Annotated in this window: 24 protein-coding genes, 1 tRNA gene and 1 pseudogene; 9 read left to right on the top strand and 17 right to left on the bottom strand. The window is 71.9% G+C overall.

The annotated features are described in order from the left end of the window. Positions 1-216 precede the first annotated feature (216 nt). Positions 217-1,305 carry a Gfo/Idh/MocA family oxidoreductase gene (locus ACGRHY_RS17585; RefSeq protein ID WP_394636275.1) on the top strand — a complete coding sequence of 363 codons (1,089 nt, stop codon included), beginning with the start codon at positions 217-219 and terminating at the stop codon, positions 1,303-1,305. A 36-nt stretch (positions 1,306-1,341) separates the two neighbouring features. On the opposite strand, the gene ACGRHY_RS17580 is transcribed toward ACGRHY_RS17585, so the two are convergent. Beyond that, positions 1,342-2,727, bottom strand: coding sequence for a DUF445 domain-containing protein (locus tag ACGRHY_RS17580; protein WP_394636274.1), 1,386 nt, complete (start codon positions 2,725-2,727; stop codon positions 1,342-1,344). A 286-nt stretch (positions 2,728-3,013) separates the two neighbouring features. Here ACGRHY_RS17580 and ACGRHY_RS17575 point away from each other — a divergent pair, with 286 nt between their 5' ends. Then, positions 3,014-4,312 carry an SGNH/GDSL hydrolase family protein gene (locus ACGRHY_RS17575; RefSeq protein ID WP_394638096.1) on the top strand — a complete coding sequence of 433 codons (1,299 nt, stop codon included), beginning with the start codon at positions 3,014-3,016 and terminating at the stop codon, positions 4,310-4,312. Positions 4,313-4,705: 393 nt separating this feature from the next. Beyond that, on the top strand, positions 4,706-7,072 hold the full coding sequence (locus ACGRHY_RS17570; protein ID WP_394636273.1) for a transglycosylase domain-containing protein: 2,367 nt from the start codon (positions 4,706-4,708) through the stop codon (positions 7,070-7,072). Positions 7,073-7,163: 91 nt separating this feature from the next. On the opposite strand, the gene ACGRHY_RS17565 is transcribed toward ACGRHY_RS17570, so the two are convergent. Then, positions 7,164-7,466, bottom strand: a complete 303-nt coding sequence (locus ACGRHY_RS17565) for a GroES family chaperonin (RefSeq protein WP_093850016.1) — start codon at positions 7,464-7,466, stop codon at positions 7,164-7,166. A gap of 76 nt (positions 7,467-7,542) precedes the next feature. Then, entirely contained in the window at positions 7,543-7,863 is a 321-nt protein-coding gene (locus tag ACGRHY_RS17560; RefSeq protein WP_394636272.1) for a DUF3618 domain-containing protein, read from the bottom strand. A gap of 209 nt (positions 7,864-8,072) precedes the next feature. Here ACGRHY_RS17560 and bcp point away from each other — a divergent pair, with 209 nt between their 5' ends. From bcp to ACGRHY_RS17545, 3 genes are all read left to right on the top strand, one after another. Then, positions 8,073-8,540, top strand: a complete 468-nt coding sequence (gene bcp, locus ACGRHY_RS17555; RefSeq protein ID WP_394636271.1) for a thioredoxin-dependent thiol peroxidase — start codon at positions 8,073-8,075, stop codon at positions 8,538-8,540. Positions 8,541-8,666: 126 nt separating this feature from the next. Beyond that, a complete protein-coding gene (locus ACGRHY_RS17550; RefSeq protein WP_394636270.1) occupies positions 8,667-9,608 on the top strand; it encodes an HNH endonuclease in 942 nt (313 codons plus the stop codon). A 48-nt stretch (positions 9,609-9,656) separates the two neighbouring features. Next, positions 9,657-9,740, top strand: a tRNA-Leu gene (locus ACGRHY_RS17545). A gap of 80 nt (positions 9,741-9,820) precedes the next feature. Here ACGRHY_RS17545 and rdgB read toward each other — a convergent pair. The 4 genes and pseudogenes from rdgB to ACGRHY_RS17525 all read right to left on the bottom strand — a co-directional run. Continuing rightward, complete coding sequence (rdgB, locus tag ACGRHY_RS17540; RefSeq protein WP_394636269.1) at positions 9,821-10,426, bottom strand: RdgB/HAM1 family non-canonical purine NTP pyrophosphatase; 606 nt, start codon at positions 10,424-10,426, stop codon at positions 9,821-9,823. Between the two features lie 66 nt (positions 10,427-10,492). Further along, positions 10,493-10,870, bottom strand: coding sequence for a hypothetical protein (locus tag ACGRHY_RS17535; protein WP_394636268.1), 378 nt, complete (start codon positions 10,868-10,870; stop codon positions 10,493-10,495). A gap of 152 nt (positions 10,871-11,022) precedes the next feature. Next, positions 11,023-11,766, bottom strand: a complete 744-nt coding sequence (rph, locus tag ACGRHY_RS17530) for a ribonuclease PH (protein WP_394636267.1) — start codon at positions 11,764-11,766, stop codon at positions 11,023-11,025. An 87-nt stretch (positions 11,767-11,853) separates the two neighbouring features. Beyond that, positions 11,854-12,096: pseudogene (locus ACGRHY_RS17525) on the bottom strand (PTS sugar transporter subunit IIB); the annotation flags it as partial. Positions 12,097-12,536: 440 nt separating this feature from the next. On the opposite strand from ACGRHY_RS17525, the gene ACGRHY_RS17520 reads away from it, so the two are divergent. After that, on the top strand, positions 12,537-13,739 hold the full coding sequence (locus ACGRHY_RS17520) for a PTS transporter subunit EIIC (RefSeq protein ID WP_394638095.1): 1,203 nt from the start codon (positions 12,537-12,539) through the stop codon (positions 13,737-13,739). Between the two features lie 99 nt (positions 13,740-13,838). On the opposite strand, the gene ACGRHY_RS17515 is transcribed toward ACGRHY_RS17520, so the two are convergent. From ACGRHY_RS17515 to clpS, 8 genes are all read right to left on the bottom strand, one after another. Next, positions 13,839-14,594 carry an MBL fold metallo-hydrolase gene (locus ACGRHY_RS17515; RefSeq protein ID WP_394636266.1) on the bottom strand — a complete coding sequence of 252 codons (756 nt, stop codon included), beginning with the start codon at positions 14,592-14,594 and terminating at the stop codon, positions 13,839-13,841. Positions 14,595-14,852: 258 nt separating this feature from the next. Further along, the gene (locus ACGRHY_RS17510; RefSeq protein ID WP_394636265.1) at positions 14,853-15,803 is read right to left on the bottom strand and encodes a PLP-dependent cysteine synthase family protein; all 951 of its coding nucleotides are present in this window, start codon (positions 15,801-15,803) and stop codon (positions 14,853-14,855) included. Beyond that, complete coding sequence (locus ACGRHY_RS17505; RefSeq protein ID WP_394636264.1) at positions 15,803-16,081, bottom strand: MoaD/ThiS family protein; 279 nt, start codon at positions 16,079-16,081, stop codon at positions 15,803-15,805. Before ACGRHY_RS17505 ends, ACGRHY_RS17510 begins: the two co-directional genes overlap by 1 nt. Before the next feature lie 100 nt (positions 16,082-16,181). Then, positions 16,182-16,340: a putative leader peptide gene (locus ACGRHY_RS17500; RefSeq protein ID WP_394636263.1), complete on the bottom strand. Its 159-nt coding sequence runs from the start codon at positions 16,338-16,340 to the stop codon at positions 16,182-16,184. 91 nt (positions 16,341-16,431) lie between these two features. Next, positions 16,432-16,863: a M67 family metallopeptidase gene (locus ACGRHY_RS17495; protein ID WP_394636262.1), complete on the bottom strand. Its 432-nt coding sequence runs from the start codon at positions 16,861-16,863 to the stop codon at positions 16,432-16,434. A 103-nt stretch (positions 16,864-16,966) separates the two neighbouring features. Then, positions 16,967-18,535: an alanine/glycine:cation symporter family protein gene (locus ACGRHY_RS17490; protein ID WP_394636261.1), complete on the bottom strand. Its 1,569-nt coding sequence runs from the start codon at positions 18,533-18,535 to the stop codon at positions 16,967-16,969. Positions 18,536-18,967: 432 nt separating this feature from the next. Continuing rightward, complete coding sequence (locus tag ACGRHY_RS17485) at positions 18,968-19,573, bottom strand: DUF2017 domain-containing protein (protein ID WP_394636260.1); 606 nt, start codon at positions 19,571-19,573, stop codon at positions 18,968-18,970. After that, complete coding sequence (clpS, locus tag ACGRHY_RS17480) at positions 19,573-19,875, bottom strand: ATP-dependent Clp protease adapter ClpS (RefSeq protein ID WP_394638094.1); 303 nt, start codon at positions 19,873-19,875, stop codon at positions 19,573-19,575. The genes ACGRHY_RS17485 and clpS overlap by 1 nt, the downstream gene beginning before the upstream one ends. Positions 19,876-20,075: 200 nt before the next feature. Between clpS and ACGRHY_RS17475 the strand changes: the two genes are divergently transcribed. Next, positions 20,076-21,410, top strand: a complete 1,335-nt coding sequence (locus ACGRHY_RS17475; protein ID WP_394636259.1) for a nicotinate phosphoribosyltransferase — start codon at positions 20,076-20,078, stop codon at positions 21,408-21,410. A 187-nt stretch (positions 21,411-21,597) separates the two neighbouring features. Continuing rightward, positions 21,598-22,191: an isochorismatase family protein gene (locus tag ACGRHY_RS17470; protein ID WP_394636258.1), complete on the top strand. Its 594-nt coding sequence runs from the start codon at positions 21,598-21,600 to the stop codon at positions 22,189-22,191. A 67-nt stretch (positions 22,192-22,258) separates the two neighbouring features. Here the strand turns inward: ACGRHY_RS17470 and ACGRHY_RS17465 are convergent, their stop codons facing one another. Beyond that, positions 22,259-22,609 carry a hypothetical protein gene (locus ACGRHY_RS17465; protein ID WP_394638093.1) on the bottom strand — a complete coding sequence of 117 codons (351 nt, stop codon included), beginning with the start codon at positions 22,607-22,609 and terminating at the stop codon, positions 22,259-22,261. A 171-nt stretch (positions 22,610-22,780) separates the two neighbouring features. Next, positions 22,781-25,156, bottom strand: coding sequence for an immune inhibitor A domain-containing protein (locus ACGRHY_RS17460; protein ID WP_394636257.1), 2,376 nt, complete (start codon positions 25,154-25,156; stop codon positions 22,781-22,783). Between the last annotated feature and the right edge of the window lie 301 nt (positions 25,157-25,457).

The raw sequence follows: 25,457 nt of genomic DNA, 5'->3' as shown, positions 1-25,457 counted from the left end.
TTCCGGACCCGCCGGCCCGGCCTCGTCCGGGGTCCTTTGGTCTCGTTCCCGGTTCGGGCCGGCCGAAGAGCGGCGCGAGGACCGGACGCGCCGCACCGCGGGCGACAGCCGCGCACCGCCGGGGCGGCGGACACCGGCACGGTCCGGCCGTCGGTGCGCGCGGCCCGCGGCGGGTGGCCGTTGCAATTCGGAAACGCTGTTGCCAAAGTGGGCGCCATGAACGCCGTCCCCCCCGCCTCCCCGGTGCCCCACCCCCTGCGCGTCGGACTGATCGGCTACGGCCTGGCCGGCTCCGTCTTCCACGCACCGCTGATCGCCGCCACCGACGGCCTCGTGCTGGACACCGTCGTCACCTCCTCCCCCGAACGGCGGCGGCAGGCCCGGGCCGAGCACGGCGAGGAACTGCGCACCGCCACCGACGCCGGCGAGCTGTTCGCTCGCGCCGGCGAACTCGACCTCGTCGTCGTCGCCTCCCCCAACCGCACCCACGTCGAGCTGGCCACCCGGGCCCTCGATGCCGGACTGGCCGTCGTCGTCGACAAGCCGCTGGCGGCCGGCGCCGCCGAGGCCGAGGCGCTGGCCGGTCTCGCCGAGCGCCGCGGGCTGCTGCTGTCGGTCTTCAACAACCGCCGCTGGGACAGCGACTTCCTCACCCTGCGCGACCTGCTGTCCGAGGGCGCGCTGGGCGAGGTGTGGCGCTTCGAGTCACGCTTCGAGCGGTGGCGCCCGGACCTCAAGGGCGGCTGGCGCGAGTCCGGCGACCCCGCCGAGCTCGGCGGCCTGCTGTACGACCTGGGCAGCCATGTGGTGGACCAGGCACTCACCCTCTTCGGCCCGGCGACCTCCGTCCACGCCGAGTCCGATGTGCGCCGCCCCGGCGCCGAGGCCGACGACGACACCTTCATCGCCCTCCACCACGCCTCGGGCACCCGCTCACACCTGTGGGTCAGCTCCACCGCCGCCGCCCTCGGCCCCCGCCTCCGGGTGCTGGGCAGCCGGGCCGCCTACGTCAAGTACGGTCTCGACCCCCAGGAGGACGCCCTGCGAGCCGGCGCCCGCCCCGTGCCGGGCGAGCCCTGGGGCGTGGAGGCGGAGTCCGCCTGGGGCACTCTGGGCGCGGCGGACGACGTACGGCCCGTGCCGTCCCGCTCCGGCGACTACCCCGCGTACTACGCCGCCGTCGCCGCCGCCCTGCGCGAGGGGGGCGAGCCCCCGGTCACCGCGCGGGAGGCGGCCGAGGCGCTGCGGGTGCTGGAGGCGGCCCGCACCTCGGCGGCCGAGGGCCGCACCGTACGGATCGGCTGACGGGACGCCCCTCCCCGGTGCGGGGACCGGCGCGTCTCAGCCGCCCAGCGCGTGGGCGACGGTGTGGATCGCCAGGCCTGCCAGCGCACCCACCACCGTGCCGTTGATCCGGATGAACTGCAGATCGCGGCCGATGTGCGCCTCGATCTTGCGGGAGGTGTGCCCGGCGTCCCAGCTCTCGACCGTCTCGGTGATCAGGGACGTGATCTCGCTCCGGTAGGTGGTGACGACGTGCGCCGCCGCCCCCTCGATCCAGCCGTCGACCTTGCCCCGCAGCCCGTCGTCCCCCGACAGCCTCGCGCCCAGCGACAGCAGCGAGGCGCGCGCCCGCAGCCGGAGCTGGCTGCGCTCGTCCTCGGCCGCCGCCACCACCATGGCCCGCACCGCCGACCAGGCCGAGGCGATCAGCTCCTGCACCTCGTCGCGGTCCAGGATCTCCGACTTCAGCCGCTCCACCCGCGCCCGGGTCTCGTCGTCGGACTGCAGGTCGGCGGCGAAGTCCCGCAGGAAGCGGTCAAGCGCCTCGCGTGCCGGGTGGTCGGGCATGTCCCGCATCTCCGAGACGAAGCGCAGCAGCTCCCGGTAGACGCGCTCGCCGACCTTGCGGTCCACGAAGCGCGGCGTCCACCCCGGCGCCCCGCCGGCCACCGCGTCCATCACCGAGTCGCTGTGCCACACCAGCCAGTCGTGGGCCCGCGAGACCACCAGGTCCACGACCCGGGCGTGGCCGCCGTCGGCGACGATCCGCGACAGCAGCCGGCCCAGGCCCGGGGCGATCTCCTGCGCGTGGGCGCGCCGGGTGATCGCCTCGCCCACCACCGCCTGCACATCGTTGTCCCGCAGCACGGCCAGCGCCCCGCGCAGCGCGGTGGACAGCTCGGCCGTCACCCGGTCGGCGTTGACCGGCCGGGCCAGCCAGGCCCCCAGCCGGCCGCCGATGCCCACCGAGCGCAGCCTCCGCCGCACCACCTCATCGGCCAGGAAGTTGTCCCCGACGAAGTCGCCGAGACTGCGCCCCAGTTGGTCCTTCTTGTTCGGGATGATCGCGGTGTGCGGGATCGGCAGCCCCATCGGCCGCTTGAACAGCGCGGTCACCGCGAACCAGTCGGCCAGCGCGCCCACCATGCCCGCCTCGGCCGCCGCCGCCACATAACCGGCCCAGGCTCCCGCCCCCGTCCGTTCCGCCCAGGTGGCCAGCGCGAACACCAGCGCCGCCAGCAGCAGCGCACCGGTCGCGATGGCCTTCATCCGGCGCACCCCGCGCCGCTTCTCCTCGTCGGCCGCCGTGAAGGCCACCGGATCGAACGCCGCACCGGCCCGCGTCCCGGGGCCCGCCGGCCGCCCGTTCGCGCCGCTCCCGCCTCCGTTCCCGGCGTTGCCGGAGTCCCCGGCGTTCTTCCCGTCCGTCGTCGTCCGCTGCATCGTCTCCACCCGTCCGCGCCGTACCCGACCGCAATTGTCGCAAGGGGCCGGCGGTGGGACGCCGAACGCGCCGCCCGCGCCCCCCACCTCGAACGCGGCGGCCGGCGGTGCCCGTCCGCCCCACGTCCGTTCATCGATCGCGTAACAGGCGGGGCCACCCGGCAGGGCCACGCCGACCGCCATGGGATCATGGGGAAACCGCCGATCACTTCGCACACCTGGGCCCGCGCCGCCCGAGGGGGGACTCTTCCGTGTACGAGCGAGGCTGCTGCCCGTGAGCAAGAACATGGGATACGCCCTGCTGGCAGGGCTCGCGGCCGTCGTGGTCCTGGTCTCCGGCGCCGTGTTCGTCGGCGCCGGCGTCAGGGGCGCGGCCCCGGACACCGCCACCCCGCGGGGCGGGGAGAACGCCGCGCCGGCCTCCTCCGGGGCCTGGGTGGGCACCTGGTCCGCCTCCCCCGCCTCCGCCGAGCCGAACGCCCCGGACGGCCACCCGGACGCCTCCCTGCGGAACGTGGTGCACACCTCCGTCGGCGGCAGCGCCGCCCGTGTCCGGTTCTCCAACCTCTTCGGCACCCGCCCGCTGACCATCACCCACGCCACCCTCGCCCTGGCCGCCGAGCCCAGCAGCCCCGCCGCCGCCCCCGGCAGCATGCGCAGGCTGACCTTCGGCGACCGGAACGAGGTGACCGTCCCGGTCGGCTCCGCCGTCACCAGCGACGCGGTGCGGCTGAACGTGCCCGCCGCCGCCGACCTGCTCGTCACCCTCTACTCGCCCACCGGATCCGGCGCCGTCACCCACCACCCCCACGCACGCCAGACCAGCTATCTGGCCCGCGGCGACCGGGCCGCCGACACCACCGGCGCCCCCTACACCGAGCAGACCGCCTACTGGCGGCACGTAACGGCCGTGGACGTGTGGACGAACGAGACCGAGGCCGCCGTCGTGGCCCTCGGCGACTCCATCACCGACGGCGTCACCTCCAGCCTCGGCGCCAACCGCCGCTGGACCGACTTCCTCGCCGACCGGCTGCGCACCGAGCGCGGAGCCCCCCGCTACAGCGTCCTCAACCAGGGCATCAGCGGAAACCGGGTCCTCCTCGACGCCTCCCCGGCAGACCTCAAGAACGGGCCCAGCGCCCTGAACCGGCTGGAGCGGGACGTGCTCTCCCGCACCGGCGCGGAGGTCCTGGTCGTCCAGCTAGGCATCAACGACCTCATCAAGACACCCCGGCAGACCGACCCGCGCAGGATCGTGGACGGTCTGGAGCGGATCACCCAGCACGCCCACCGGCGCGGGCTGCGGGTGGTCGGGGCGACGCTGACGCCGTTCGGCGGGCACCGCAAGCACGGCGCACGCCTGGAGGCCGTACGGCAGCGGGTCAACGAGCAGATCCGCCGCGGCGGCGTCTTCGACGCGGTCGTCGACTTCGACGCGGCCCTGCGCGACCCCGCCGCCCCGCAGCGGCTGCTCCCCGTCTACGACTCGGGCGACCATCTGCACCCCAGCGACAGCGGCTTCCGCGCGATGGCCGAGGCCCTGGACCTGGACCTCCTCAAGGGCTCCTCGCCGGCCAGGCTCTGACTCCGGCACTCCGGCACTCCGGCCCCGGCAGTCCTGGCACCGCCGCCTTCCCCGGAAACGGGCCGCCGAACCCGGCGGTCCACCGTGCCCGCCGGCCGGCTCACGGCAGGCCGCGGGCCGGCCGGCGGGCACCGTCCGACACCCTCCCGGGCGACCCCTCCCGGGTGATGGCGGAGCGTGAGGTCCCGGCCGCCCCCGCGGTGCCGTAGGCCAGCCGCCGACGGGCCGACCGCCGGACGGGTCGCACTCCCGTTCGCACCGCCGCACCGCGCCGCGCACCGCCGGCGGTGTGAACCTGCCTCGCCCGTCGGCGCGGATGATGCCACAGTGTCCTACGGGGCGATCCACAGGAAACGGTACGAAAGTCCCATACCGACAAGGAGCCCTGCGGTCATGAGCGAGGAGCCCGAGGAGCCCAACGGCGACCAGAAACCCCGGCCGCGACGCACCGGCCCGCGGCGCCTGCTGCCCACCTGGAAGACACTCCTGGCCGCCACCGCCGTGGTCCTCCTGGCCGGCGCGGGCGCCCTGATCACCGGCTACATGCTCGTGGAGATTCCCGCGCCCAACTCCGCGGCCGCCGCGCAGAACAACGTCTACCTCTACTCCGACGGCACCCAGCTCGCCCGCGACGGCGACATCAACCGCCAGAACGTCGAGCTCGACGCCATCCCCGAGAGCACCCGGCACGCCGTACTGGCCGCCGAGGACCGGGACTTCTACCACCAGCCCGCCGTCGACGTGGCGGCCATGGCCCGCGCCGGCTGGAACATGCTCCAGGGTGAGGGGAAGCAGTCCGGCTCCACCATCACCCAGCAGTACGTGAAGAACTACTACCTCGGCCAGGAGCAGACCCTGACCCGCAAGACCAAGGAGTTCTTCATCGCCCTCAAACTCGACCGCGAGGCCGGCAAGGACGAGATCCTCGCCGGCTACCTCAACACCAGCTACTTCGGCCGCCACGCCTACGGCGTCCAGGCCGCCGCCCAGGCCTACTACGGCAAGGACGCCGGCGACCTGACCACCGCCGAGGGCGCCTACCTCGCCGCCCTCCTCAACTCCCCCAACCTCTACGACGTCGCCGCCCACCCCGAGAACAGGGAGCGCGCCGTCGCCCGCTGGAAGTACGTCCTCGACGGCATGGTCAAGGAAGGGTGGCTCGCCCCCCGCGAGCGCGCCGCCGCGAAGTTCCCCCAGCCCGGCCCCGCCAAGCCCCCCACCGGCCTGTCCGGACAGCGCGGCTACATCGTCGAAGCCGTCAAACAGCACCTCGCCGCCCGTGACCTCCTCAGCGAGGAGCGCCTTGCACAGGGCGGCTTCCGCATCACCACCACCATCGACCGCCGCAAACAGGACGTCTTCGTCAAGGCCGTCGAACGCGAACTGCTCTCCCAGCTCAGCGAGGAACGCGAAATCGACCGCAACGTCCGCGCCGGCGGCACCTCCATCGACCCCGAGACCGGCGAGGTCGTCGCCATGTACGGCGGCGTCGACTACACCCGGCAGTTCGTCAACAACGCCACCCGCCGCGACTACCAGCCCGGATCCACCTTCAAGCCCTTCGTCTACGCCGCCGCCCTCGAACACCGCGCCAAGACCCGCGACGGCGACCTCATCGGCCCCGGCACCACCTACAACGGCGACAGCGGACGCACCGTCGTCGGCCCCGGCGGACCCACCACCTGGAAACCCCAGAACGAGGACCAGGTCGACTACGGCGACATCCCCGTCAGCACCGCCATGAACAAGTCCGTCAACGCCGTCTTCGCCCAGATGGGCGTGGACGTCGGCCCCGCGAAGGTCAAGGAGACCGCCGCCCGCCTCGGCCTCCCCGACACCACCCCCGGCATGGCCGAGGCCCAGGGCTCCATCTCCCTGGGCACCACCACCCCCAGCACCCTCGACATGGCCCAGGCCTACGCCACCCTCGCCAACCACGGCGAACGCGTCGACCACACCCTCGTCAAGGAGATCCGGCGCGGCGGCGAACAGATCCGCGTCCCCGAACCGGCCACCCTGCGGGCCGTCTCCCGCTCCACCGCGGACGCCACCACCGCCGTCCTGCGCGGCGTCGTCAAGAGCGGCACCGCGACCGCCGCGAAGGCCGCCGGACGCCCCGCCGCCGGCAAGACCGGCACCGCCGAGGAGGACCGGGCCGCCTGGTTCGCCGGCTACACCCCCGACCTCGTCACCATCGTCGCCGTCATGGGCCAGGACCCCGAGACCGGCGCCCACAAATCCCTCTACGGCGCCGCCGGACTCGCCCGCGTCAACGGCGGCGGCATCCCCGCCCGGATCTGGGCCGCCTACACCTCCGGGGCACTGCGCTCCACCCCGGCCAGGGACTTCGATCTCAAGCCCGGCAAGAACCGCGTCCCCAAGGCCTCCCCCAGCCCCTCCGACAGCACCGACCCGTCCGGCGGCCCCGGCGACCCCGAGGAGGAGCCCACCCAGGTGGACGACACCGAGGAGGCCCCGGACACCTCCGCCTCCGGCCGGGACGACGCCGGGAACACCGGAGACGACGGCGCCAACGGCGAACGCGCCCCGGAGAAGGCGGAGAAGAAGGACCGCGAGAACTCCGAGGAGCGTGACCGCGGGAAGGGAGAGGACGAGCGGGCGGGGAAACCGGCCGAACCCTCCGCCGAAGCGGCGGACGGCAAGAACCCCGCCGGAACCTCCCCGGCCCCCACCGCCAAGGCGTCACCCGGGCCGCGCCGGGAGGGCTCCACCGAGGACTCCGCCACCCCCCGGTCCTGAGACCGGGCGGCAGCGACGGTCGTGCGGTCGGGCCCCGCGGTACGTCCGCGGGGCCCGACCGCACGACCGTCGCCCCTCCCCGGGCGCGGCTCTACAGGTACAGCCCGGTGGAGTCCTCCGCCCCCTGCAGCCGCTCGGCCGCCACCGCGTGCAGATCACGCTCGCGCATCAGCACGTACGCGACCCCGCGCACCTCCACCTCGGCCCGGTCGGCCGGGTCGAACAGCACGCGGTCACCGGGCTCCACCGTGCGCACGTTCTGCCCGACGGCGACCACCTCGGCCCAGTTCAGCCTGCGGCCGACCGCCGCCGTCGCGGGGATGACGATGCCACCGGAGGAGCGGCGCTCGCCCTCGGGAATGTCGGTACGCACCAGCACCCGGTCGTGCAGCATCCGGATGGGCAGCTTGTCGTGGTGGGACGTCTTGGAGCTCACGGCAGAACCGTATCTCAGCCCGCTTCCGCACCGCTCAGCGGCGGCGGCGCCGGGAGGACACCACCAGCAGTCCGGCCACCCCCACGGCCACCAGCGCCACCGGCACGACCCGCGCCGCCCGGGGGCGGCCCTCCTCGTCGGTGAACCGGTCGCGCACATCCGACAGCGCGTGGTTGACCGCGACATACGCCCGGCCCGCGGTGCGGTCCACGGCCGACACCGCCCGCGCCCTCACACCGTCGGCGATCGTCTTCGGGTGCACCCGCACCGCCAGCTCGTCCAGCGTCTCGGCGAGCTCCTGCCGCCTGCGGACGATCTCCGCCTCGATCTCCGCGGGGGTCCTGGCTTCCGACACCGCACTGCCTCCGTCGTCTCATCCGTCTCATCCGCCCCACCCGGACCGCCGTACACCGGGGGCCCGGCTACCGGACAGTCTGGCAGTTCCCTCACCTCCGGTGCCCCCCGCCACCCCCGTCACACCCCGTGGCTAGGCTTTCGAACCGATAACGGCCCCCTGACGACGGCCCCGACCACGGGACCGCGAGCCCCGCCCGAGGAGTACCGATGAGCGAGCGACTGCAACCCGGCGACACCGCACCGGCCTTCACCCTGCCCGACGCCGACGGCACCCCCGTCTCGCTCTCCGACCGCGCCGGACGCAAGGTGATCGTCTATTTCTACCCCGCCGCCCTCACCCCCGGCTGCACCAAGCAGGCCTGCGACTTCACCGACAACCTCGACCTCCTCGCCGGCGCGGGCTACGACGTGATCGGCGTCTCCCCCGACAAGCCGGAGAAGCTCGCGAAGTTCCGCGAGAAGGAGAACCTGAGGGTCACCCTCGTCGGCGACCCGGAGAAGGAGGTGCTCCAGGCCTACGGCGCCTTCGGCGAGAAGAAGATGTACGGCAGGACCGTCACCGGCGTCATCCGCTCCACGGTGGTCGTCGACGAGGAGGGGAAGGTCGAGCGGGCGCTGTACAACGTCAGGGCCACCGGACATGTCGCCAAGCTCATCCGGGACCTCTCCCTCTGAGCCCCCTGACCCGGCCAACCGGCTCCTCTCCCGCGTGACCTCCCGGCGCGCTGTTCGTCGACCAGTGCGAGTCCGCGACAGAAGACCGAACGACGACGGCGCGGACGGTCCGCCAGGGGAGGGGCCATGGCCACCGGATACACCCGCGAATCACTCGCCGACGCCGTCGCCCGCTCCTCGACATGGGCGCAGCTCATGCGCGAGCTGGGGATGGAGGTCAGCGGAGGGAGACGCCGCACGCTCCAGAGACTCGTGGCCGAACACGGCATCGAAACAGGCCACTTCAGACGGCAGAGCCCGTGGCGGAAGTACACCGACACGGCGGTCGCCGAGGCCGTCGCCGGTTCGAGCACGCTGCGCGAGGTCGCCGCCAAGCTAGGCGCGACACCTGCGACGGGCACACTCTCCCACATCCGGCGCCGTATCGAAGCCGCCGGAATCGACACCGGCCACCTTCCCGCGCTGAACCGCCCCCGTGTCGACCTTCCGTTCACACCCGAGGAGGTCAGGCAGGCAGCGGCCACCGCCACCAGCGTCCGTTCCCTGGCGCGCTCCCTGGGCCTCGGCGACGACAGCGCGTCGCGTGCCGCGCTGCGCCGTATGCTCACCGAACTGAGCGTCGACGTCTCGCGCTTCTCCCACGCGCGTACCACCGTCCCCGAGGAAGCACTCCGTGCCGCCGTCCCGAGCAGCACGAGCTATGCCGATGTGATGCGCCGCCCGGGGCTCCCGGTCGACGACGCCAACCACCGGCGGGTGCACCGGCAGGCGGTCCGGCTGGGCCTGGACACCTCGCACTTCAAGCGTCGAAGCAGGCGCAGCCCCCGCCCGGGGATGCCGAAGCGGATCGCCGGCGAAGTCCTGCGTGTGCACCCCGAAGGCGCCCCTCGCGTGAACCACGCCCGGTTGCGGCGGGCTCTGGACGAGGTCGGCGTCCCGTACCGATGCGTCGACCACGTCAATGGGGGCTGGCACGACAACAGGCGCGGCAACCTGCGTTATCTGTGTCCGAGCTGCCACGCGATCACGGATACCTGGTGTGGCCGAAACCGGCGGCGAGCGCCATGAGCGACAACTCTCCGGGGGCGACCGAACCGGTACGATGGGCGGTGACCGGCGGCCGTGATGGAACTGGCAGTCATGCTGGGTTTAGGTCCCAGTGGGGTTTTCCCCGTGTGGGTTCGAATCCCACCGGCCGCACAAAGCTCTTATTCGAAGGCCCGGCTCGCTGAGCCGGGCCTTCGGCGTTGTCGGTTGAACCCTGGCCGCGGGGCCGGCCGTCAGCCCAGGAGCTCGCGGACCACCGGGGCGAGGGCGCGGAAGGCTTGGCCGCGGTGGCTGATGGCGTTCTTCTCGCCCGGGCCCAGCTCCGCGCAGGTGCGGGTCTCGCCCTCGGGCTGGAGGATCGGGTCGTAGCCGAAGCCGCCGTCGCCGGCGGGTTCGCGGCGGAGGGTGCCGGCCAGGCGGCCCTCGACGACGCGTTCGGTGCCGTCGGGCAGGGCCAGGGCGGCCGCGCAGGCGAAGTGCGCGGTGCGGTGGGGGTCGTCGATGTCGGAGAGCTGGGCGAGGAGCAGGTCGAGGTTGGCCCTGTCGTCGCCGTGGTGTCCGGCCCAGCGGGCGGAGAGGATGCCGGGGGCTCCGCCCATGACGTCGACGCACAGGCCGGAGTCGTCGGCGACGGCGGGCACCGCGGTGGCCCTGGCCAGGGTGCGGGCCTTGAGGAGTGCGTTCTCGGCGAAGGTGAGGCCGGTCTCCTTGACGTCCGGGACCTCGGGGTAGGCGTCGGCGCCGACCAGGGTGAGGTCCAGTCCGGCGGCGGAGAGGATGGCCTCCAGCTCTCGGACCTTGTGGGCGTTGCGGGTTGCGAGGATCAGACGCTGGCTCATGGGGACCGATTATCCCGTCGCGGCGGCCGGAACCGTCGGGCGGGCCGGGCTCCGGGCCGGTGTCCGTCAGCCGGGGGCGCAGACCTGTGTCAGTTCGTCGGCGGCGTCGACTACGGGGCCGGCGTCGGGGGTCTTGCCCTGTTCGACGGACTCGCGGACGCTGTCGGCGGCCTTCCGCATGTCCTCGGCGACCCGGGTGATGTCGGCGTTGTCCGTGTTCTCGACGATCTTGTCGAGGTTCTCGTTGATGCGGTCCAGGGACCGGTCCACCTCGGCGGGGTTCTCGACGCCGTCGGCGACGGCCTGCTGGAGGGCGTTGGCGCTGTCCACGACGACGACGGCGGTGTTGGCGCAGTCCAGTGCGTTCTGGACGGCGCCGCAGCCCACCAGGGGGAGGGCGAGGACGACGGGGGCGAGGGCGGCGAGGGTGGTCCGTCTGCGCATGGGGGCGTGGTCCTCCTGTGTCTGGACGGGCCGTACGGCTCGACCCGTACGGCCCGTGCCCTGTAGGACGCGTAAAGCGCTCGCAAAGTTCCGCGTCCCGTCCGCGTTCTCATGCAGCGTCACCGGGACGGCCCGGACGGATTGCGGCGGGGTCAGGCCGGGGGCAGCGATCCGGTGTCCAGTGCGTGCCGCTGGGCGCCGTCGAGTTGGGCGCAGCCGGCGACGGCGAGGTCGAGGAGGGCGTCGAGTTCGGTGCGGGCGAAGGGGACTCCCTCGGCGGTGCCCTGGACTTCGACGAAGCGGCCGTCGCCGGTGCAGACGACGTTCATGTCGGTCTCGGCGCGGACGTCCTCCTCGTAGCAGAGGTCGAGGAGGGGGGTGCCGTCGACGATGCCGACGCTGACGGCGGAGACGGTGCCGGCCAGCGGCTGGGCCTTGGCGCGGACGAGTTTGTTGTCGCGGGCCCAGGCGAGGGCGTCGGCGAGGGCGACGTAGGCGCCGGTGACGGCGGCGGTGCGGGTGCCGCCGTCGGCCTGGAGGACGTCGCAGTCGAGTACGACGGTGTTCTCGCCGAGGGCCTTGAGGTCGACGACCGCGCGCAGGGAGCGGCCGATGAGGCGTGAGATCTCGTGGGTGCGTCCGCCGATCCTGCCGCGGACGGATTCGCGGTCGCCGCGGGTGTTGGTGGACCGGGGGAGCATGGCGTATTCGGCGGTGATCCAGCCCTCGCCGCTGCCCTTGCGCCAGCGGGGTACGCCTTCGGTGACGCTGGCGGTGCAGAGGACGCGGGTGTCGCCGAAGGAGATGAGAACGGAGCCTTCGGCGTGCTTGCTCCAGCCGCGTTCGATGGTGACGGGGCGGAGTTGTTCGGCTGTGCGGCCGTCGATGCGTGACATGGGTGCGAGCCTAGTGCCACGGTCGGGTCGGCCGTTCGGGTGAACGACCTGGTGGCCCGGTGTGCGGAGACCGCGGGGGCGCAGTGGTCACATCATGTCCTCGATCTCGGCGGCGATGGGGTCGGCGTCGGTGCCGATGACGACCTGGATGGCGGAGCCCATCTTCACGACGCCGTGTGCGCCGGCGGCCTTGAGCGCTGCCTCGTCGATGAGGGCGGGATCCTCGACCTCGGTGCGCAGGCGGGTGACGCAGCCCTCGATCTCGACGATGTTGTCGATGCCGCCGAGTCCGGCGACGATGTTCTCCGCTTTGCCGGGCATGTTCTCCGCCTTCCCGCCGGCTGTCGCCGACCGTCTCGGCCCGTACTGTGTCCGGTGCCCCCTGTGGGCCGGATTGGCACGTTAACCCACGCTATGCACATCTGCGCGAGGGCGCCTCATCGGCTCCATACCGCTTTCCGGTCCCGCGGGGAAGGGGGCGCGGCCCGCGGCGGTCCGGGTACTGCATTCCGGCACTGTCCCCGTTTCCGTCGGCCCCCTTGCCCGCCTGGGTGCTTTCGGAGTCTTTACTCGTGTTACAAGGTGACTTAAGCGCTCTGTTACCCATGTGATGCTTGCGATGCGGATGTGCGGCGCGGACCGCACGGCCCCACGGGAGGAAGCCGATGACCACGGCCACTGCCAGGACATCCGACGACGGAGGCGACGGGAGCGGCGGGAGCGGCGTCGAGGGGGACGGCGGAGGCGGGAGGAGGCGTGGCGCTGGCGCGATGGCGGTGGCCCAGCGCATCGGCCGCAGTCTGATGCTGCCGATCGCCGTGCTGCCCGCGGCGGCCCTGATGGTCCGGCTGGGTTACGAGGACATGCTGGGCAGGGCGGGCTTCCCGGACTTCGTCAACCGGATCGCCGAGTTCCTGGCGGCGGGCGGCGGGGCGCTGCTGGACAATCTGCCGCTGCTGTTCGCCGTGGGCATCGCGGTCGGCTTCGCCAGGCGGGCGGACGGCTCCACGGGGCTGGCGGCCGTCGTGGGCTATCTGGTCTTCCAGCAGGTGATGGCCACCTTCAGCGATCCCAATCTGCCTCCCGAGGAGGGCGTCGCCCGGCCCGCGGACGCCGGTGTGCTCGGCGGTGTGGTGATGGGGCTGGTCACCGCCGTGCTCTACCAGCGCTACCACCGCAGGAAGCTGCCGGACTGGCTGGGTTTCTTCGGCGGCCGCCGGCTGGTGCCGATCCTGGCGTCGTTCGCGGGTCTGGCCCTGGGTGTCGTCTTCGGTTACGCCTGGCCGGTGCTGGGAGCCGGGATCCACGGTTTCGGCGAGTGGCTGGTGGGGTCGGGCGCGCTGGGGGCGGGGGTGTTCGGGGTGGCCAACCGGGCGCTGATCCCGGTGGGCATGCACCATCTGCTGAACTCGTTCCCGTGGTTCCAGGCGGGTTCCTACGAGGACGGCGGGGTGCGGTACGAGGGGGACATCGCGCGCTTCCTGCACGGGGATCCGACGGCGGGCCAGTTCATGACCGGGTTCTTCCCGATCATGATGTTCGCCCTTCCGGCGGCCTGTCTGGCGATGTACCACTGCGCGCGGCCCGAGCGCCGCAAGGTGGTGGGCGGGATGATGTTCTCCATCGCGCTGACCGCCTTCGTCACCGGGGTGACCGAGCCGATCGAGTTCACGTTCATCTTCGTCGCGCCGCTGCTGTACGCGGTCCACGCGGTGCTGACGGGGGTGTCGATGGCGCTGAGCTGGGCGCTGGGGGCACGGGACGGCTTCGGTTTCTCCGCCGGGGCGATCGACTTCCTGCTGAATCTGGGGATCGCGTCCAGGCCGTGGCTGCTGGTGGTGCTGGGGCTGTGTTTCGCGGTGGTGTACTACGCGGTCTTCCGGTTCGCGATCACGCGGTTCGGTCTGCCGACACCGGGCCGGGAGACGGACGAGGAGATCGCCGAGCAGGAGAAGGCGCAGTACCGGGCGTAGTCCGGTCTCGGGCCGGGGGCCGGTGTCCGGGGTCCGGTGCCCGTACGGTCCGTGCCGCGCCGGCCGGGCCCGTGGCTCCCGGGCCCGGCCGGCGGCCGGTCAGATCTCGTAGACGGCGCCGGGGCGGGCCATCTCCACGGGGCCGCCGAAGGCGGCCCGTGCGTCGCGCAGGTTGTGCCGGGGGTCCGTCCACGGCGGGATGTGGGTGAGGACCAGGCGGTCGGCGCCCGCGTCCCGTGCGCACTCCCCGGCCTGCCGCCCGTTGAGGTGGAGTTCGGGGATGTCCTCCTTGCCGTCGGTGAAGGAGGCCTCGCACAGGAAGAGGTCGGCGCCCCGGGCCAGGTCGCACAGTGCGTGGCAGGGGCCGGTGTCGCCGGAGTAGACGATGGCCCTGCCCTCGTGCTCGACGCGGAAGCCGTAGGTCTCCACCGGGTGCCGCACCCGGTCGGCGGTGACGGTCAGCGGTCCGAGGCGGAAGGTGCTCCGGGGGGCGAGGTCGTGGAAGTCGAAGACCTCGCTCATGGAGTTCTCGGACGGGGTGTCGGCGTAGGCGGTCGTCAGCCGCTGCTCGGTGCCCTTGGGGCCGTATACCGGGATGGCCTCGCAGCGCCCTCCCTCGTGCCGGTAGTACCTGGCCACGAAGTACGCGCACATGTCGATGCAGTGGTCGGCGTGGAGGTGGCTGAGGACGATGGCGTCGAGGTCGTAGAGGCCGCAGTGGCGTTGCAGCTCGCCCAGGGCGCCGTTGCCCATGTCGAGCAGGAGCCGGTAGCCGTCGGCCTCGACGAGGTAGCTGGAGCAGGCCGATTCCGCGGACGGGAACGATCCCGAGCAGCCGACGACGGTGAGCTTCATAGGGGAAGGAACCTCCGTGGCCCGGGAAGAGGGGTTACCTGAGCGTAAGGCGCACGGGGGCCGGTGGCTCCTCCGCAGTGCCCCGTTGTGGGCGGAATCACCAGGGCGGGGGTGGTGCGGGGGCGGATCGCGCGGCGTGCGGGCCTGGGGCGGTGCGCGGCCTGCGGCGGGCGCCCCCGCACCGCCGCTCCCGGTCGCCGGAGGGGCGGGGACGCGGCAGGCGCGGCGGGCGGTTGTCGCGAACGTGCGGGGCCGGGCTCAGGCCCAGAGTTGTCCCTGGAGGGCCTCGACCGCGGCCTCGGTGGTGGGCGCGGTGTAGATGCCGGTGGACAGGTACTTCCAGCCGCCGTCGGCGACGACGAAGACGATGTCGGCGCTCCGGCCCGCGTGTACGGCCTTGCGGCCGACCCCGAGGGCGGCGTGGAGGGCGGCGCCGGTGGAGACTCCGGCGAAGATGCCTTCCTGCGCGAGGAGTTCGCGGGTGCGGGTGACCGCGTCCTCGGAGCCGACCGAGTAGCGGGTGGTGAGGACGGTCTCGTCGTACAGCTCGGGGACGAAGCCCTCGTCGAGGTTGCGCAGGCCGTAGACGAGGTCGTCGTAGCGCGGTTCGGCGGCGACGATCTGGATGCCGGGGACCTTCTCGCGCAGGTAGCGGCCGGCGCCCATCAGGGTGCCGGTGGTGCCGAGTCCCGCGACGAAGTGGGTGATCGAGGGCAGGTCGGCGTAGATCTCGGGGCCGGTGCCGGCGTAGTGGGCACCGGCGTTGTCGGGGTTGCCGTACTGGTAGAGCATGACCCAGTCGGGGTGCTCGGCGGCGATCTCCTTGGCGACGCGCACCGCGGTGTTGGAGCCGCCGGCGGCCGGGGAGGAGATGATCTCGGCGCCCCACATGGCCAGTAGCTGGCGGCGCTCGTCGCTGGTGTTCTCCGGCATGACGCAGACCATGCGGTAGCCCTTGAGTTTGGCCGCCATGGCCAGCGAGATGCCGGTGTTGCCGGATGTGGGTTCCAGGATGGTGCGGCCGGGGGTGAGCCGGCCGTCCTTCTCGGCCTGCTCGATCATGTGGAGGGCCGGGCGGTCCTTGATCGAGCCGGTGGGGTTGCGGTCCTCCAGCTTGGCCCAGACGCGGACGTCCTCGGACGGCGAGAGCCGCGGCAGGCGCACCAGAGGGGTGTTGCCCACCGCGGCGATCGGCGAGTCGTAGCGCATCAGCGCATGCCCCCGGCCACGGCGGGGAGGATCGTCACGTTGTCGCCGTCGCTCAGCTTGGTGGAGATCCCGTCCAGGAAGCGGACGTCCTCGTCGTTGAGGTAGACGTTGACGAAGCGGCGCAGCTCGCCGCCCTCGACCAGCCGCTCCCGGATGCCGCTGTGGCGGGTCTCCAGGTCCTCGATGAGCTCGGCGATGGTGCCGCCGTCGCCCTCGACGGCCTTCTGCCCGTCGGTGTAGGTGCGGAGGATGGTCGGGATGCGGACCTCGATGGCCATGGGTGTACTCCTGTGGGAGAGGGCGGGAAGCGTGCGGGCCTCGACACGTGCGCGTGGGCGAGGTGCGGCCGGGCGGGCCGCGCGGGGGTGGCCGTCCGGGTCAGGCACGGACGGCGGCGCAGCACCTGCGTGTCCCCTCGCAGCGCCGGGAAGACCCCATGGCGCTGGCGAGGCGGCACAGATCGACGTGCAGGCGCGCCACGAGCAGCGCGCCCGGGGACTTACCCGGGTGGGTATCGCTCACGTCGTGGTTAACCATGGGCTCATCGTAACGATTCCCGCCTCCGGATCCGGATACCTGTTCCATGATGCGGACCCTGCCGTCTCACTTGCCGGCGGGGGCTCGGGGATCAGCCCTCGTAGGCGGGGACGATCCTGACCTCCTCCTCGGTGATCTCGCCGTCGACGATGCGGAAGGAGCGGAAGGAGAAGGGCCCCTCGTCGTTGCCGCACTCCGCGGTGGAGACCAGGACGTAGTGGGCGCCCGGCTCGCCCGCGTAGGCGACGTCGGTGCGCGAGGGGTAGGCCTCGGTGGCGGTGTGGGAGTGGTAGACGACCACCGGCTCCTCGTCGCGGTCGTCCATCTCGCGGTAGAGCTTCAGCAGGTCCGCGGAGTCGAACTCGTAGAACGTGGGCGAGCGGGCGGCGTTCAGCATGGGGATGAAGCGCTCGGGGCGTCCGCTGCCGGCCGGGCCCGCGATGATGCCGCACGCCTCGTCGGGGTGATCCCGGCGGGCGTGGGCCACGATCTTGTCGTGCAGCTCCTGGGTGATGGTCAGCATGGCCGACAGCATAGGCAGGACGTACGGGCGGGGCCCCGCCCGTACCGGTGTGCGGTACGGGCGGGGCCCCGCGGCGCTCTGTCCCCCCGGGGGGCAGCGGATGTCACTTGGCGAGCGTGGGGGCTCCGTCGGCGCCGCCGGGGCCGGCGGCCTCGGCGGCCTCGATCTGCTCGTCGGTCTCACCGGCGTCGCGTCGGCGGATGTAGTCGAGGACGCGGTTGAGTTCCCGCCTGACGACGGGCGCCAGCAGGTAGAGGCCGACGATGTTGAACACCGCGGCGAGGAAGAGGAAGGAGTCGGCCAGGGAGACCAGGGAGGACAGCGACATCAGCGCACCGGTGATGACGATGAGGCTGAAGAGCACCTTGTAGACGTTCTCGCTGGCCTTGCTGCGGCCGAAGAGGTAGGTCCACGCCTTCAGGCCGTAGTAGCTCCAGGTGATGATCGTGGAGAAGGCGAAGAGCAGGACCGCGACGGCCAGGATGTACGGGAACCAGGAGATCGCGGTCTCGAAGGCGTCCGAGGTGAGCGAGACGCCGGAGGCGATCGGCTCGCCGTTGGCGTTGGCCTCGCGGGCCGCCTCCCAGCTCGGGGTGCGGGCGATGACGATGGTCAGCGCGGTCATGGTGCAGATGATGACGGTGTCGATGAACGGCTCGATCATCGCGACCAGGCCCTCGGTGGCGGGGCGCTTGGTCTTCACCGCGGAGTGGGCGATGGGGGCCGAGCCGATGCCCGCCTCGTTGGAGAAGGCGGCGCGCTGGAAGCCGACGATCAGGGCGCCGATGAGGCCGCCGGCCACGCCCTCGGGCGCGAAGGCGCCCACGACGATGTCCGAGACGGCGTCGGGCACGGCGGTGAGGTTGGTCAGGATGACGAAGAGGCAGGCGATGACGTAGACGATCGCCATCGCGGGGACCAGCCGGCTGGTGACGGCGCCGATGGAGCGCATGCCGCCGATGAGGACCAGGGCGACCAGGGCCGCGATCAGGATGCCGAAGAAGAGGGCGCCGCCGGAGCTGCTGAAGAGGCTGTCGTCGCCGCCGGTGACGGACTGCAGCTGCTCCAGGCTCTGGTTGACCTGGAAGAGGTTGCCGCCGAAGAAGGTGAAGAACAGCAGGGCGACGGCGGAACCGATGGCGAGCCCCTTGCCCAGGCCGCCCAGGCCGCGCTCGGCCATGCCCTTGCGCAGGTAGTGCATCGGGCCGCCGGAGACGGTGCCGTCGGCGTGGACCTCGCGGTACTTCACACCGAGGGTGCACTCGACGAACTTGGTCGCCATGCCCAGCAGGCCGCAGACGATCATCCAGAAGGTGGCACCTGGGCCGCCGATGGTGACCGCGATGGCCACACCGGCGATGTTGCCGAGACCGACGGTGCCGGAGACGGCGGAGGTGAGGGCCTGGAAGTGGTTCACCTCACCGGGGGCGTCCTTCTGGTCGTACTTGCCACGGACCAGCTTGAGGGCCTTGGGCAGGTGGCGGACCTGGGCGAAGCCGAAGTATCCGGTGAACACCAGTCCCGCGACCACCAGCCAGCCGACGATCCAGGGGAACTCGGTGTCCCCGAACGGGATGGTGTAGAAGACGATGTCGCTGATTACCGATGCGACCGGGTCGATGAATTCGGTGATGGATTCATCGATCCGTGTTGTCCAGGATTCGTTTGCCATGACTTCCCTCGGGCTGTAGCGGCTGCGGGGACGTGTGGGGGCGGGTGCAACGGTGGTTGCCGGTCGTACGGCGAACGGACCAACCTCGGCGTCCGGTCTCGAGCGCAGTTTCCTCCGAAGTTCTCCGAGTTGTAAGGCACGGATAAAAATCGGGTTGGGAGTTCCTATCACGCTGCGCTACCGCGTCGGTGTGACCTGGATCACATGCTCATATTACGGTCGGATCACACAGGGGAATTCATGGATAAAACGGACAGCCGTCTCGCTCGAAGAAGCGCCGTATCCGATTAACGGAGAGTTTCGGTGACTCTGTGCGACACGGCGGGCTCGCAGAGGCTTTTTAATGTACGGCGCAAACAAATGCCGGGAATCACCGGCCCTCCGGAAGCCGCCACGCCCGCCGCGGCCCGCCGCGGCCCGTCAGGGGGCCCGTCAGGGGGCCAGGGTCTCCACCAGCGACTCCTGGAGCGCTCCCAGCCACAGGTACGCCATCACCATCGGTTTGCGCGGGTCGCCGTCCGGCAGCGCGTACAGCTCGTCGCCGTCCTCGTCGTCGGTGATCTCCAGGCGCGCGCCGATGGCCAGCCGCAGGTCGTTGAGCGCGCCGAGCCACTGGCGCGACTGCTCGGGGGTGAGGGTGAGCACCGCTCCCCCCTCGCCGGCGGGAGCGAGGGAGTCCAGGGCCCGCACGACGGCGAGGCCGTCCTCGCGCTTGCGGGCGCGCATGTCGTTCTCGGTGTAGCGCCGGAACTCCGCGGCGGCCTCGCGCGTCTTCTCGTCCCCCCCGGCGCCGGGACCGCCGTAGGCGTCGGGGAAGAGCCTGGCCAGCGCCGGATCGGAGGGCGGCTCGGTGGGGCCGTCGGCCATCAGCGCGGCGAGCGGGTCCTGCTCGCCGCCGGCCTCCTCCGCTCCCGGGCCGGGGCCGATGAGCTCCAGGAGCTGGACGGCGAGGCTGCGCAGGATGGAGATCTCCACCTCGTCGAGCGCGACGGCCGCGCCTCCGGGCACGCCGGCCGCGGGCTGGAAGAGCCCGGCCATCAGCGGTCCTGCTGGAGGGTCGCCCACAGGCCGTAGCCGTGCATGGCCTGTACGTCGCGCTCCATCTCCTCGCGGGTGCCGCTGGAGACGACCGCGCGACCCTTGTGGTGGACATCCATCATCAGCTTCCTGGCCTTCTCCTTCGGGTACCCGAAGTAGGTCTGGAACACATAGGTCACGTAACTCATCAGGTTCACCGGGTCGTTGTGGACGACCGTCACCCACGGGACGTCCGGCTCGGACACCGCCTCGGGGGCTTCGCCCGACTCGGGACGGGTGATCTCGGTGGGGGCGACCGACAGCAGGGCCACATGGGCGCGGCGCGGACCGGGTACGCGGTCCGCGGCGACAGAGGGTGCCGTCCGGTGTGTGTCGTCGCTCACGGTTCCCATGCTGCCACTGAGACCGGGCCGCGTTGCAAACGGGGTTCCGGCGGGCCGCGCCGCGTCCCCCCGGAACCAGATATCGTCAAGGTGACGAAATTAGGGGTAGCATCCGTCCCATGAACACCGCAGACCTGGGCCCGCCGGTCGCCGTGCCGTCCACCGCCCTCTTCACCGACCACTACGAACTCACCATGGTCCAGGCGGCGTTGCGCGGCGGGACCGCCGACCGGCGCTCCGTCTTCGAGGTCTTCACCCGCCGCCTGCCCGAGGGACGCCGCTACGGCGTGGTGGCGGGCACCGGAAGGGTCCTGGACGCGGTGGCGAACTTCCGCTTCGAGCCGGAGATCCTGGAGTTCCTGCGCGAGCGGGGCGTGGTGGACGAGCCGACCCTGGAATGGCTGGCCGGCTACCGCTTCCGCGGCGACATCAGCGGCTACCCGGAGGGCGAGGTCTACTTCCCCGGCTCGCCGGTCATGCGGGTGGAGGGCACCTTCGCCGAGTGCGTGCTGCTGGAGACGGTGATCCTGTCGGTCCTCAACCACGACTCGGCCGTCGCCGCCGCCGCGTCCCGGATGGCCGTCGCGGCCCGGGGGCGCCCGCTGATCGAGATGGGCGCGCGCCGCACCCACGAGCTGTCGGCGGTGGCCGCGGCCCGGGCGGCGTACGTCGGCGGCTTCTCCACCACCTCCGACCTGGCCGCCGGCTTCCGCTACGGCATCCCCACCGTCGGTACCAGCGCCCACGCCTTCACCCTGCTGCACGACACCGAACGGGACGCCTTCACCGCGCAGGTGGAGTCCATGGGCAGCGGCACCACGCTCCTGGTGGACACCTACGACGTGGCCGAGGCCGTCCGCACCGCCGTGGAGGTGGCGGGCCCCGGGCTGGGCGCGGTGCGCATCGACTCCGGCGACCTGCTGCTGCTCGCCCACCGGGTGCGGCAGCAGCTCGACGAGCTGGGGGCGCGGGACACGAGGATCGTCGTGACCAGCGATCTGGACGAGTACGCCATCGCCTCGCTGGCCGCCGCCCCGGTGGACGCCTACGGGGTGGGCACTCAGCTGGTCACCGGCAGCGGGCACCCCACGGCCTCGATGGTCTACAAGCTGGTGGCCCGCGCCGACTCCTCCGGCCCCGGCACGCCGCTGCGCCCGGTGGCCAAGAAGTCCATGGGCGGGAAGCTGTCGGTCGGGGGCGTGAAGTGGGCCGCCCGGCGGCCGGACGCGGACGGCGTGGCCGAGGCCGAGGTCGTCGGCACCGGCGAGGTGCCCGCGGAGCTGGCGGACCACCTGCTGACGGTGGACCTGGTCCGCGGCGGCGAGATCGTGGCGCGCGAGCGGCTGGAGGCGGCCCGTGAGCGGCACCTGCGGGCCCGCGACGGGCTGCCGCTGTCGGCGACGCAGCTCTCGCGCGGCGAGCCGGTCCTGCCCACGCAGTACACCGGGGGGTGAGGCACGGCGCGCCCACGCACTCCCGCGGCGGACGCCGAGTGTCTAAAGTCGGACACGTCCCCGTCCTCCTGCGGTCCGCCGCCGGCCGCGGCGACCGGTCACCGCCGACCGCGGTCGCGTTCGGTCACAGCCAACCAGCCAGCCAGCCACAGTCAGTCACAGCCACTCCAGCCGAAAGGTGTGCACCATGCACCGGGCCCTGATCGTCGTAGACGTCCAGAACGACTTCTGTGAGGGCGGCAGCCTCGCGGTGGCGGGGGGTGCCGACGTGGCCGCGGCCATCACCGATCTCGTCGGGCAGAGCACCGCCGGATACCGCCACGTGGTGGCCACCCGCGACCACCACGTCTCCCCGGGCGACCACTTCTCCGACCACCCCGACTTCCGCCGCTCCTGGCCCGCGCACTGCGTGGCCGGGACCGAGGGTGTGGGCTTCCACCCGAACTTCGCCCCGGCCGTCGCCTCCGGCTCGATCGAAGCGGTCTTCGACAAGGGCGCGTACGCCGCCGCCTACAGCGGCTTCGAGGGGGAGGACGAGAACGGCACCCCGCTCGCCGACTGGCTGCGCTCCCACGATGTGGCGGAGGTGGACGTGGTGGGCATCGCCACCGACCACTGTGTGCGCGCGACCGCGCTGGACGCGGCCCGCGGGGGCTTCCGCACCCGGGTACTGCTCGGCATGACGGCCGGGGTGGCGGCGCGGACCACCGAGCTGGCGCTGGAGGAGATGCGCGGGGCGGGTGTGGAGCTGTCGGGCGAGCCGGTGGTCCGCGCCGCCTGAGAGACGTACCGCCCGCCTGTACCCGGCCGCCAGGTCCGCACGGTCCGCGCACGCGGCACCGGGGTGCTCAGCCCGCCGCGGCGCGGCGCAGGGCGCCTATGGGCCGCCAGAAGCCGCTCTCCGCGTGCGCCCCCTCGCCGGCCGGCGCGCCGGCGGCGCCGTGCTGCGGGGCCGGGCGCCAGACCAGGCCGTCGGGGTGGTGCAGTACCGCGCTGATCTCGTCGGGGGTGGGCGGCTCGGTGTTGCCGCGCAGGTAGACCGCGCGCAGGCCGAGGTTTCTCAGCCGGGTCAGGGCGCGGGCGCGGTTGGCCGCGTGGACCAGGAAGCGGGCACGCTGCCCGCCGTGCCCCGGCCGGGGCACGGAGAGCGCCACGACCACGCTGCCGTCCGGCAGCCTGGTCCAGCCACCGCCTGCCATCTTCACCACTCCCCCGTTATACACCACGTCAACAACGGCGTACCGCCCTCGGTCGGTACGCGCATTCTCAGCACGGTCGGCCGCCGCCCGCTAGGGGGCGACGGCCGACCGTTCACTGCCTCACCGCGGTGACCTGCGCGAACGCGCCGTCACTCGGGTGTCACACGGGCATCACCTGGTGGAGGGCCCGACCCGGACGGTGATCGTCTTGCCGTTGAGCGGCTGGTTGACGATCATGATGCGGGTGTTGGTGTCGGGCACCTTCACACTCGCGGTCGGGTTGGACTCGTCCCAGTACGCACCCTTGCGGTCGTCGAAGTACGGCCTGCCCAGCTTCCAGCGGACCTTGGTGGCCTCGCCGTTCTTGTGCAGGGTCATGCCGCGCGTCGGGTACCAGCTGAAGGTGGAGTCGTACGACTGGATGCGGTTGCGCATCAGCGTCCCGTCGGCCCACTTCTCGGCCTTGGGGTGGGCGTCGATCGGGAGGACCAGACCCTCACCCGGGTGGGCGCTGGTGTTGTTGTCCAGCTGCGAGGTGTCCCACAGCCAGATCAGCAGGCCCTTCTGGTACGCGTAGCGCTCGACCCAGTCCGGACGGCTGTCCAGCCAGCCGAAGTTGTACGGGCCGGTCTTCAGCGTCTTGTCGTACGAGACGTACTGACGGTTCTCGGCGATGTAGAACTGCGGGTAGGAGTTGGAGAACGACGCCCCGATGCGGGAGAAGCCGCTCGCCGTCCAACCGTTGTCGTCGCCCTCGGCGCCGTCGGTGACGATCGCCTGGCCGTCGGCGGTGACGGTGATCTCGTCGGCGGTGAAGCCCTTCTCCGCCACGCCACCGTCGGTGCGGTAGTGGAAGCGGAGATCGACCTTCTTGCCGGCGTAGGCGTCCAGCGGGAAGGAGAGGTCCTCCCAGCCGCCGGAGAAGCCGTCGAGGGCGGGGGCGCCGGAGGCGTCCTTGCCGAGCGGCTCGCCGTTGCGGGTGCCGTCCAGGGCGGTCCAGGTGGCGCCGCCGTCGGTGGAGACCTGGGTGTAGAGGTAGTCGTAACCGGCCTCGATCTCCCACCAGCCCTTGAGGTCGAGCGACGCGGAGGAGGCCCCGGTCAGGTCGACGGTGCGGGTCAGGGAGTTGCGCAGGTCGTCACCGCTGCCGCTCCACCACTGCTTCTCGCCCGCCGCGGGCTCGACGACCTCGGTCGTGACCTCCTTCTCGGGGAGCTCCACGATCAGCGCCTGCGGGTTCTTGCCCTGGTAGGCCGAAACGCCCAGCTTGTGAGTGGAGTTGGTGGCGGCCTTGGCCGTCTCGTAGTCCAGCCAGCCCAGGGACAGCTTGTCCCAGGCGGTCATCTCGCCGGCCCAGTCGCCGATGGCGTCGGTGCCGTTGTTCAGCCAGGAACCGGACGACATCAGGGTCCAGAAACCCGTGGAGTTCTCGCCGCCGGCGGTGTCGTACAGGTCCGGCAGGCCGAGGTCGTGGCCGTACTCGTGGGCGAAGACGCCCAGACCGCCGTTCTCGGGCTGCACGGTGTAGTCGCCGACCCAGATGCCGGTGTCGCCGATCTCGGTGCCGCCGGCCTTGTTGAAGTCGGGGCCGGTCCTGCCGTAGTCGGTGCCGTAGGCGTACCAGCGGTGGGCCCAGATGGCGTCCTCGCCCTGCGCGCCGCCGCCGGCCGACTCGTCCTCGCCGGCGTGGACGAACTGGAAGTGGTCGAGGTAGCCGTCGGCCTCGTTGAAGTTGCCGTCGCCGTCGTGGTCGTAGCGGTCCCACACGTCGTACTCGGCGAGCTGGGCCTTGATCTCCTCGGTGGTGCTGCCGGCGGCCTTCTGGTCGGCCACCCACTGGTTCACACCGTCGCGGACGGCGTCCCAGACGGTGTTGCAGGTGCTCTGGCCGCAGGCGTTGTTGCCGTAGCGGGCCTCGTTGTAGTCGACCTTGACCCAGTCGGAGACCATGCCGTCGACGGAGTACTTACCGGAGGACTGGGTCTCGTAGTACGTCTTGAGCGAGCCCTCGCCCTCCCCGAAGTAGATCTCCTCGAAGTGCTCCTGGCTGAAGTCCTCCTTCCACAGCGTGGTGTTGTCCTTCTCGCGGTCGGGCTCGGCGATCTGGTTGTGCAGCGGGCCGGGGGTGCCCCCGTACTGCGGGTCGATCTTGTCACCGAACTCGATGAGGATGGTGAAGATCTTGTCGGTCTTGGTCTGCTCCATCTCGACGTACTTGTCGTCGCCGAGCTTCATGACCTTGGAGCCGTTCTTGGTCACGGGCTTCTGGCCGGAGGCGAGCCGCTCAAGAGCGGCGAGGCGCTGGGAGCGCTGCTTCTTGGTGAGCGGGCCGGGCAGGTCGTGGTCGACGTGCTTGCCGTCCTTGCCCTTGCCGTGCTCGTGCCCGTCCTTGGCGTGGTCGCCGTGCTCCGCGGCGGCCGGGTCACGGCCGTCGGGTGCGGTGCCCTCGTGGGCGTAGGCGGCGCCGGCGGTCAGAAAGGTCGCCCCTATGACGGCGACCGTCGTGGCCAGGGCGGCGGATCTGATCGTCCTCCGTTGGCTCTTCACTAGGTATTGCCCTCCCCATGCATGGCCATGGCACGTGTGTGCACACGTGTGGAGGCATTCGACATGAGCGGCGGCCGAAAAAACAGCCCTTGATTTGAGCACGCCACGCAAGTACCTTGTCCGACTAGCCAGTTGCGGAGTCCGGAGACCGGACGGTAGCGGCCGATGACGGTACGGCCGCGGCGTGACTCCGTGCGCCCCCTGTGCACCGGCGTGTCGGTGGCGGCGGGTCAGGTCGTGCTTACCCGCGGCTCTGTACGGGCATCCGGCATCGTAGAGCCGTTCGACGGACAACGTTCGC

It is taken from the genome of Streptomyces shinuiensis (genome assembly GCF_043660855.1).
Taxonomy (GTDB): Bacteria; Actinomycetota; Actinomycetes; order Streptomycetales; family Streptomycetaceae; genus Streptomyces.
This window is presented reverse-complemented; position numbering and strand designations above follow the sequence as displayed.

Bases quoted from the DNA above. Each gene is read 5' to 3' on its own strand.
- ACGRHY_RS17585 (WP_394636275.1), top strand. From the start codon at position 217: ATGAACGCCGTCCCCCCCGCCTCCCCGGTGCCCCACCCCCTGCGCGTC.
- ACGRHY_RS17580 (WP_394636274.1), bottom strand. From the start codon at position 2,727: ATGCAGCGGACGACGACGGACGGGAAGAACGCCGGGGACTCCGGCAAC.
- ACGRHY_RS17575 (WP_394638096.1), top strand. From the start codon at position 3,014: ATGGGATACGCCCTGCTGGCAGGGCTCGCGGCCGTCGTGGTCCTGGTC.
- ACGRHY_RS17570 (WP_394636273.1), top strand. From the start codon at position 4,706: ATGAGCGAGGAGCCCGAGGAGCCCAACGGCGACCAGAAACCCCGGCCG.
- ACGRHY_RS17565 (WP_093850016.1), bottom strand. From the start codon at position 7,466: ATGCTGCACGACCGGGTGCTGGTGCGTACCGACATTCCCGAGGGCGAG.
- bcp (WP_394636271.1), top strand. From the start codon at position 8,073: ATGAGCGAGCGACTGCAACCCGGCGACACCGCACCGGCCTTCACCCTG.
- ACGRHY_RS17550 (WP_394636270.1), top strand. From the start codon at position 8,667: ATGGCCACCGGATACACCCGCGAATCACTCGCCGACGCCGTCGCCCGC.
- rdgB (WP_394636269.1), bottom strand. From the start codon at position 10,426: ATGAGCCAGCGTCTGATCCTCGCAACCCGCAACGCCCACAAGGTCCGA.
- ACGRHY_RS17535 (WP_394636268.1), bottom strand. From the start codon at position 10,870: ATGCGCAGACGGACCACCCTCGCCGCCCTCGCCCCCGTCGTCCTCGCC.
- rph (WP_394636267.1), bottom strand. From the start codon at position 11,766: ATGTCACGCATCGACGGCCGCACAGCCGAACAACTCCGCCCCGTCACC.
- ACGRHY_RS17520 (WP_394638095.1), top strand. From the start codon at position 12,537: ATGGCGGTGGCCCAGCGCATCGGCCGCAGTCTGATGCTGCCGATCGCC.
- ACGRHY_RS17515 (WP_394636266.1), bottom strand. From the start codon at position 14,594: ATGAAGCTCACCGTCGTCGGCTGCTCGGGATCGTTCCCGTCCGCGGAA.
- ACGRHY_RS17510 (WP_394636265.1), bottom strand. From the start codon at position 15,803: ATGCGCTACGACTCGCCGATCGCCGCGGTGGGCAACACCCCTCTGGTG.
- ACGRHY_RS17505 (WP_394636264.1), bottom strand. From the start codon at position 16,081: ATGGCCATCGAGGTCCGCATCCCGACCATCCTCCGCACCTACACCGAC.
- ACGRHY_RS17500 (WP_394636263.1), bottom strand. From the start codon at position 16,340: ATGGTTAACCACGACGTGAGCGATACCCACCCGGGTAAGTCCCCGGGC.
- ACGRHY_RS17495 (WP_394636262.1), bottom strand. From the start codon at position 16,863: ATGCTGACCATCACCCAGGAGCTGCACGACAAGATCGTGGCCCACGCC.
- ACGRHY_RS17490 (WP_394636261.1), bottom strand. From the start codon at position 18,535: ATGGCAAACGAATCCTGGACAACACGGATCGATGAATCCATCACCGAA.
- ACGRHY_RS17485 (WP_394636260.1), bottom strand. From the start codon at position 19,573: ATGGCCGGGCTCTTCCAGCCCGCGGCCGGCGTGCCCGGAGGCGCGGCC.
- ACGRHY_RS17475 (WP_394636259.1), top strand. From the start codon at position 20,076: ATGAACACCGCAGACCTGGGCCCGCCGGTCGCCGTGCCGTCCACCGCC.
- ACGRHY_RS17470 (WP_394636258.1), top strand. From the start codon at position 21,598: ATGCACCGGGCCCTGATCGTCGTAGACGTCCAGAACGACTTCTGTGAG.
- ACGRHY_RS17465 (WP_394638093.1), bottom strand. From the start codon at position 22,609: ATGGCAGGCGGTGGCTGGACCAGGCTGCCGGACGGCAGCGTGGTCGTG.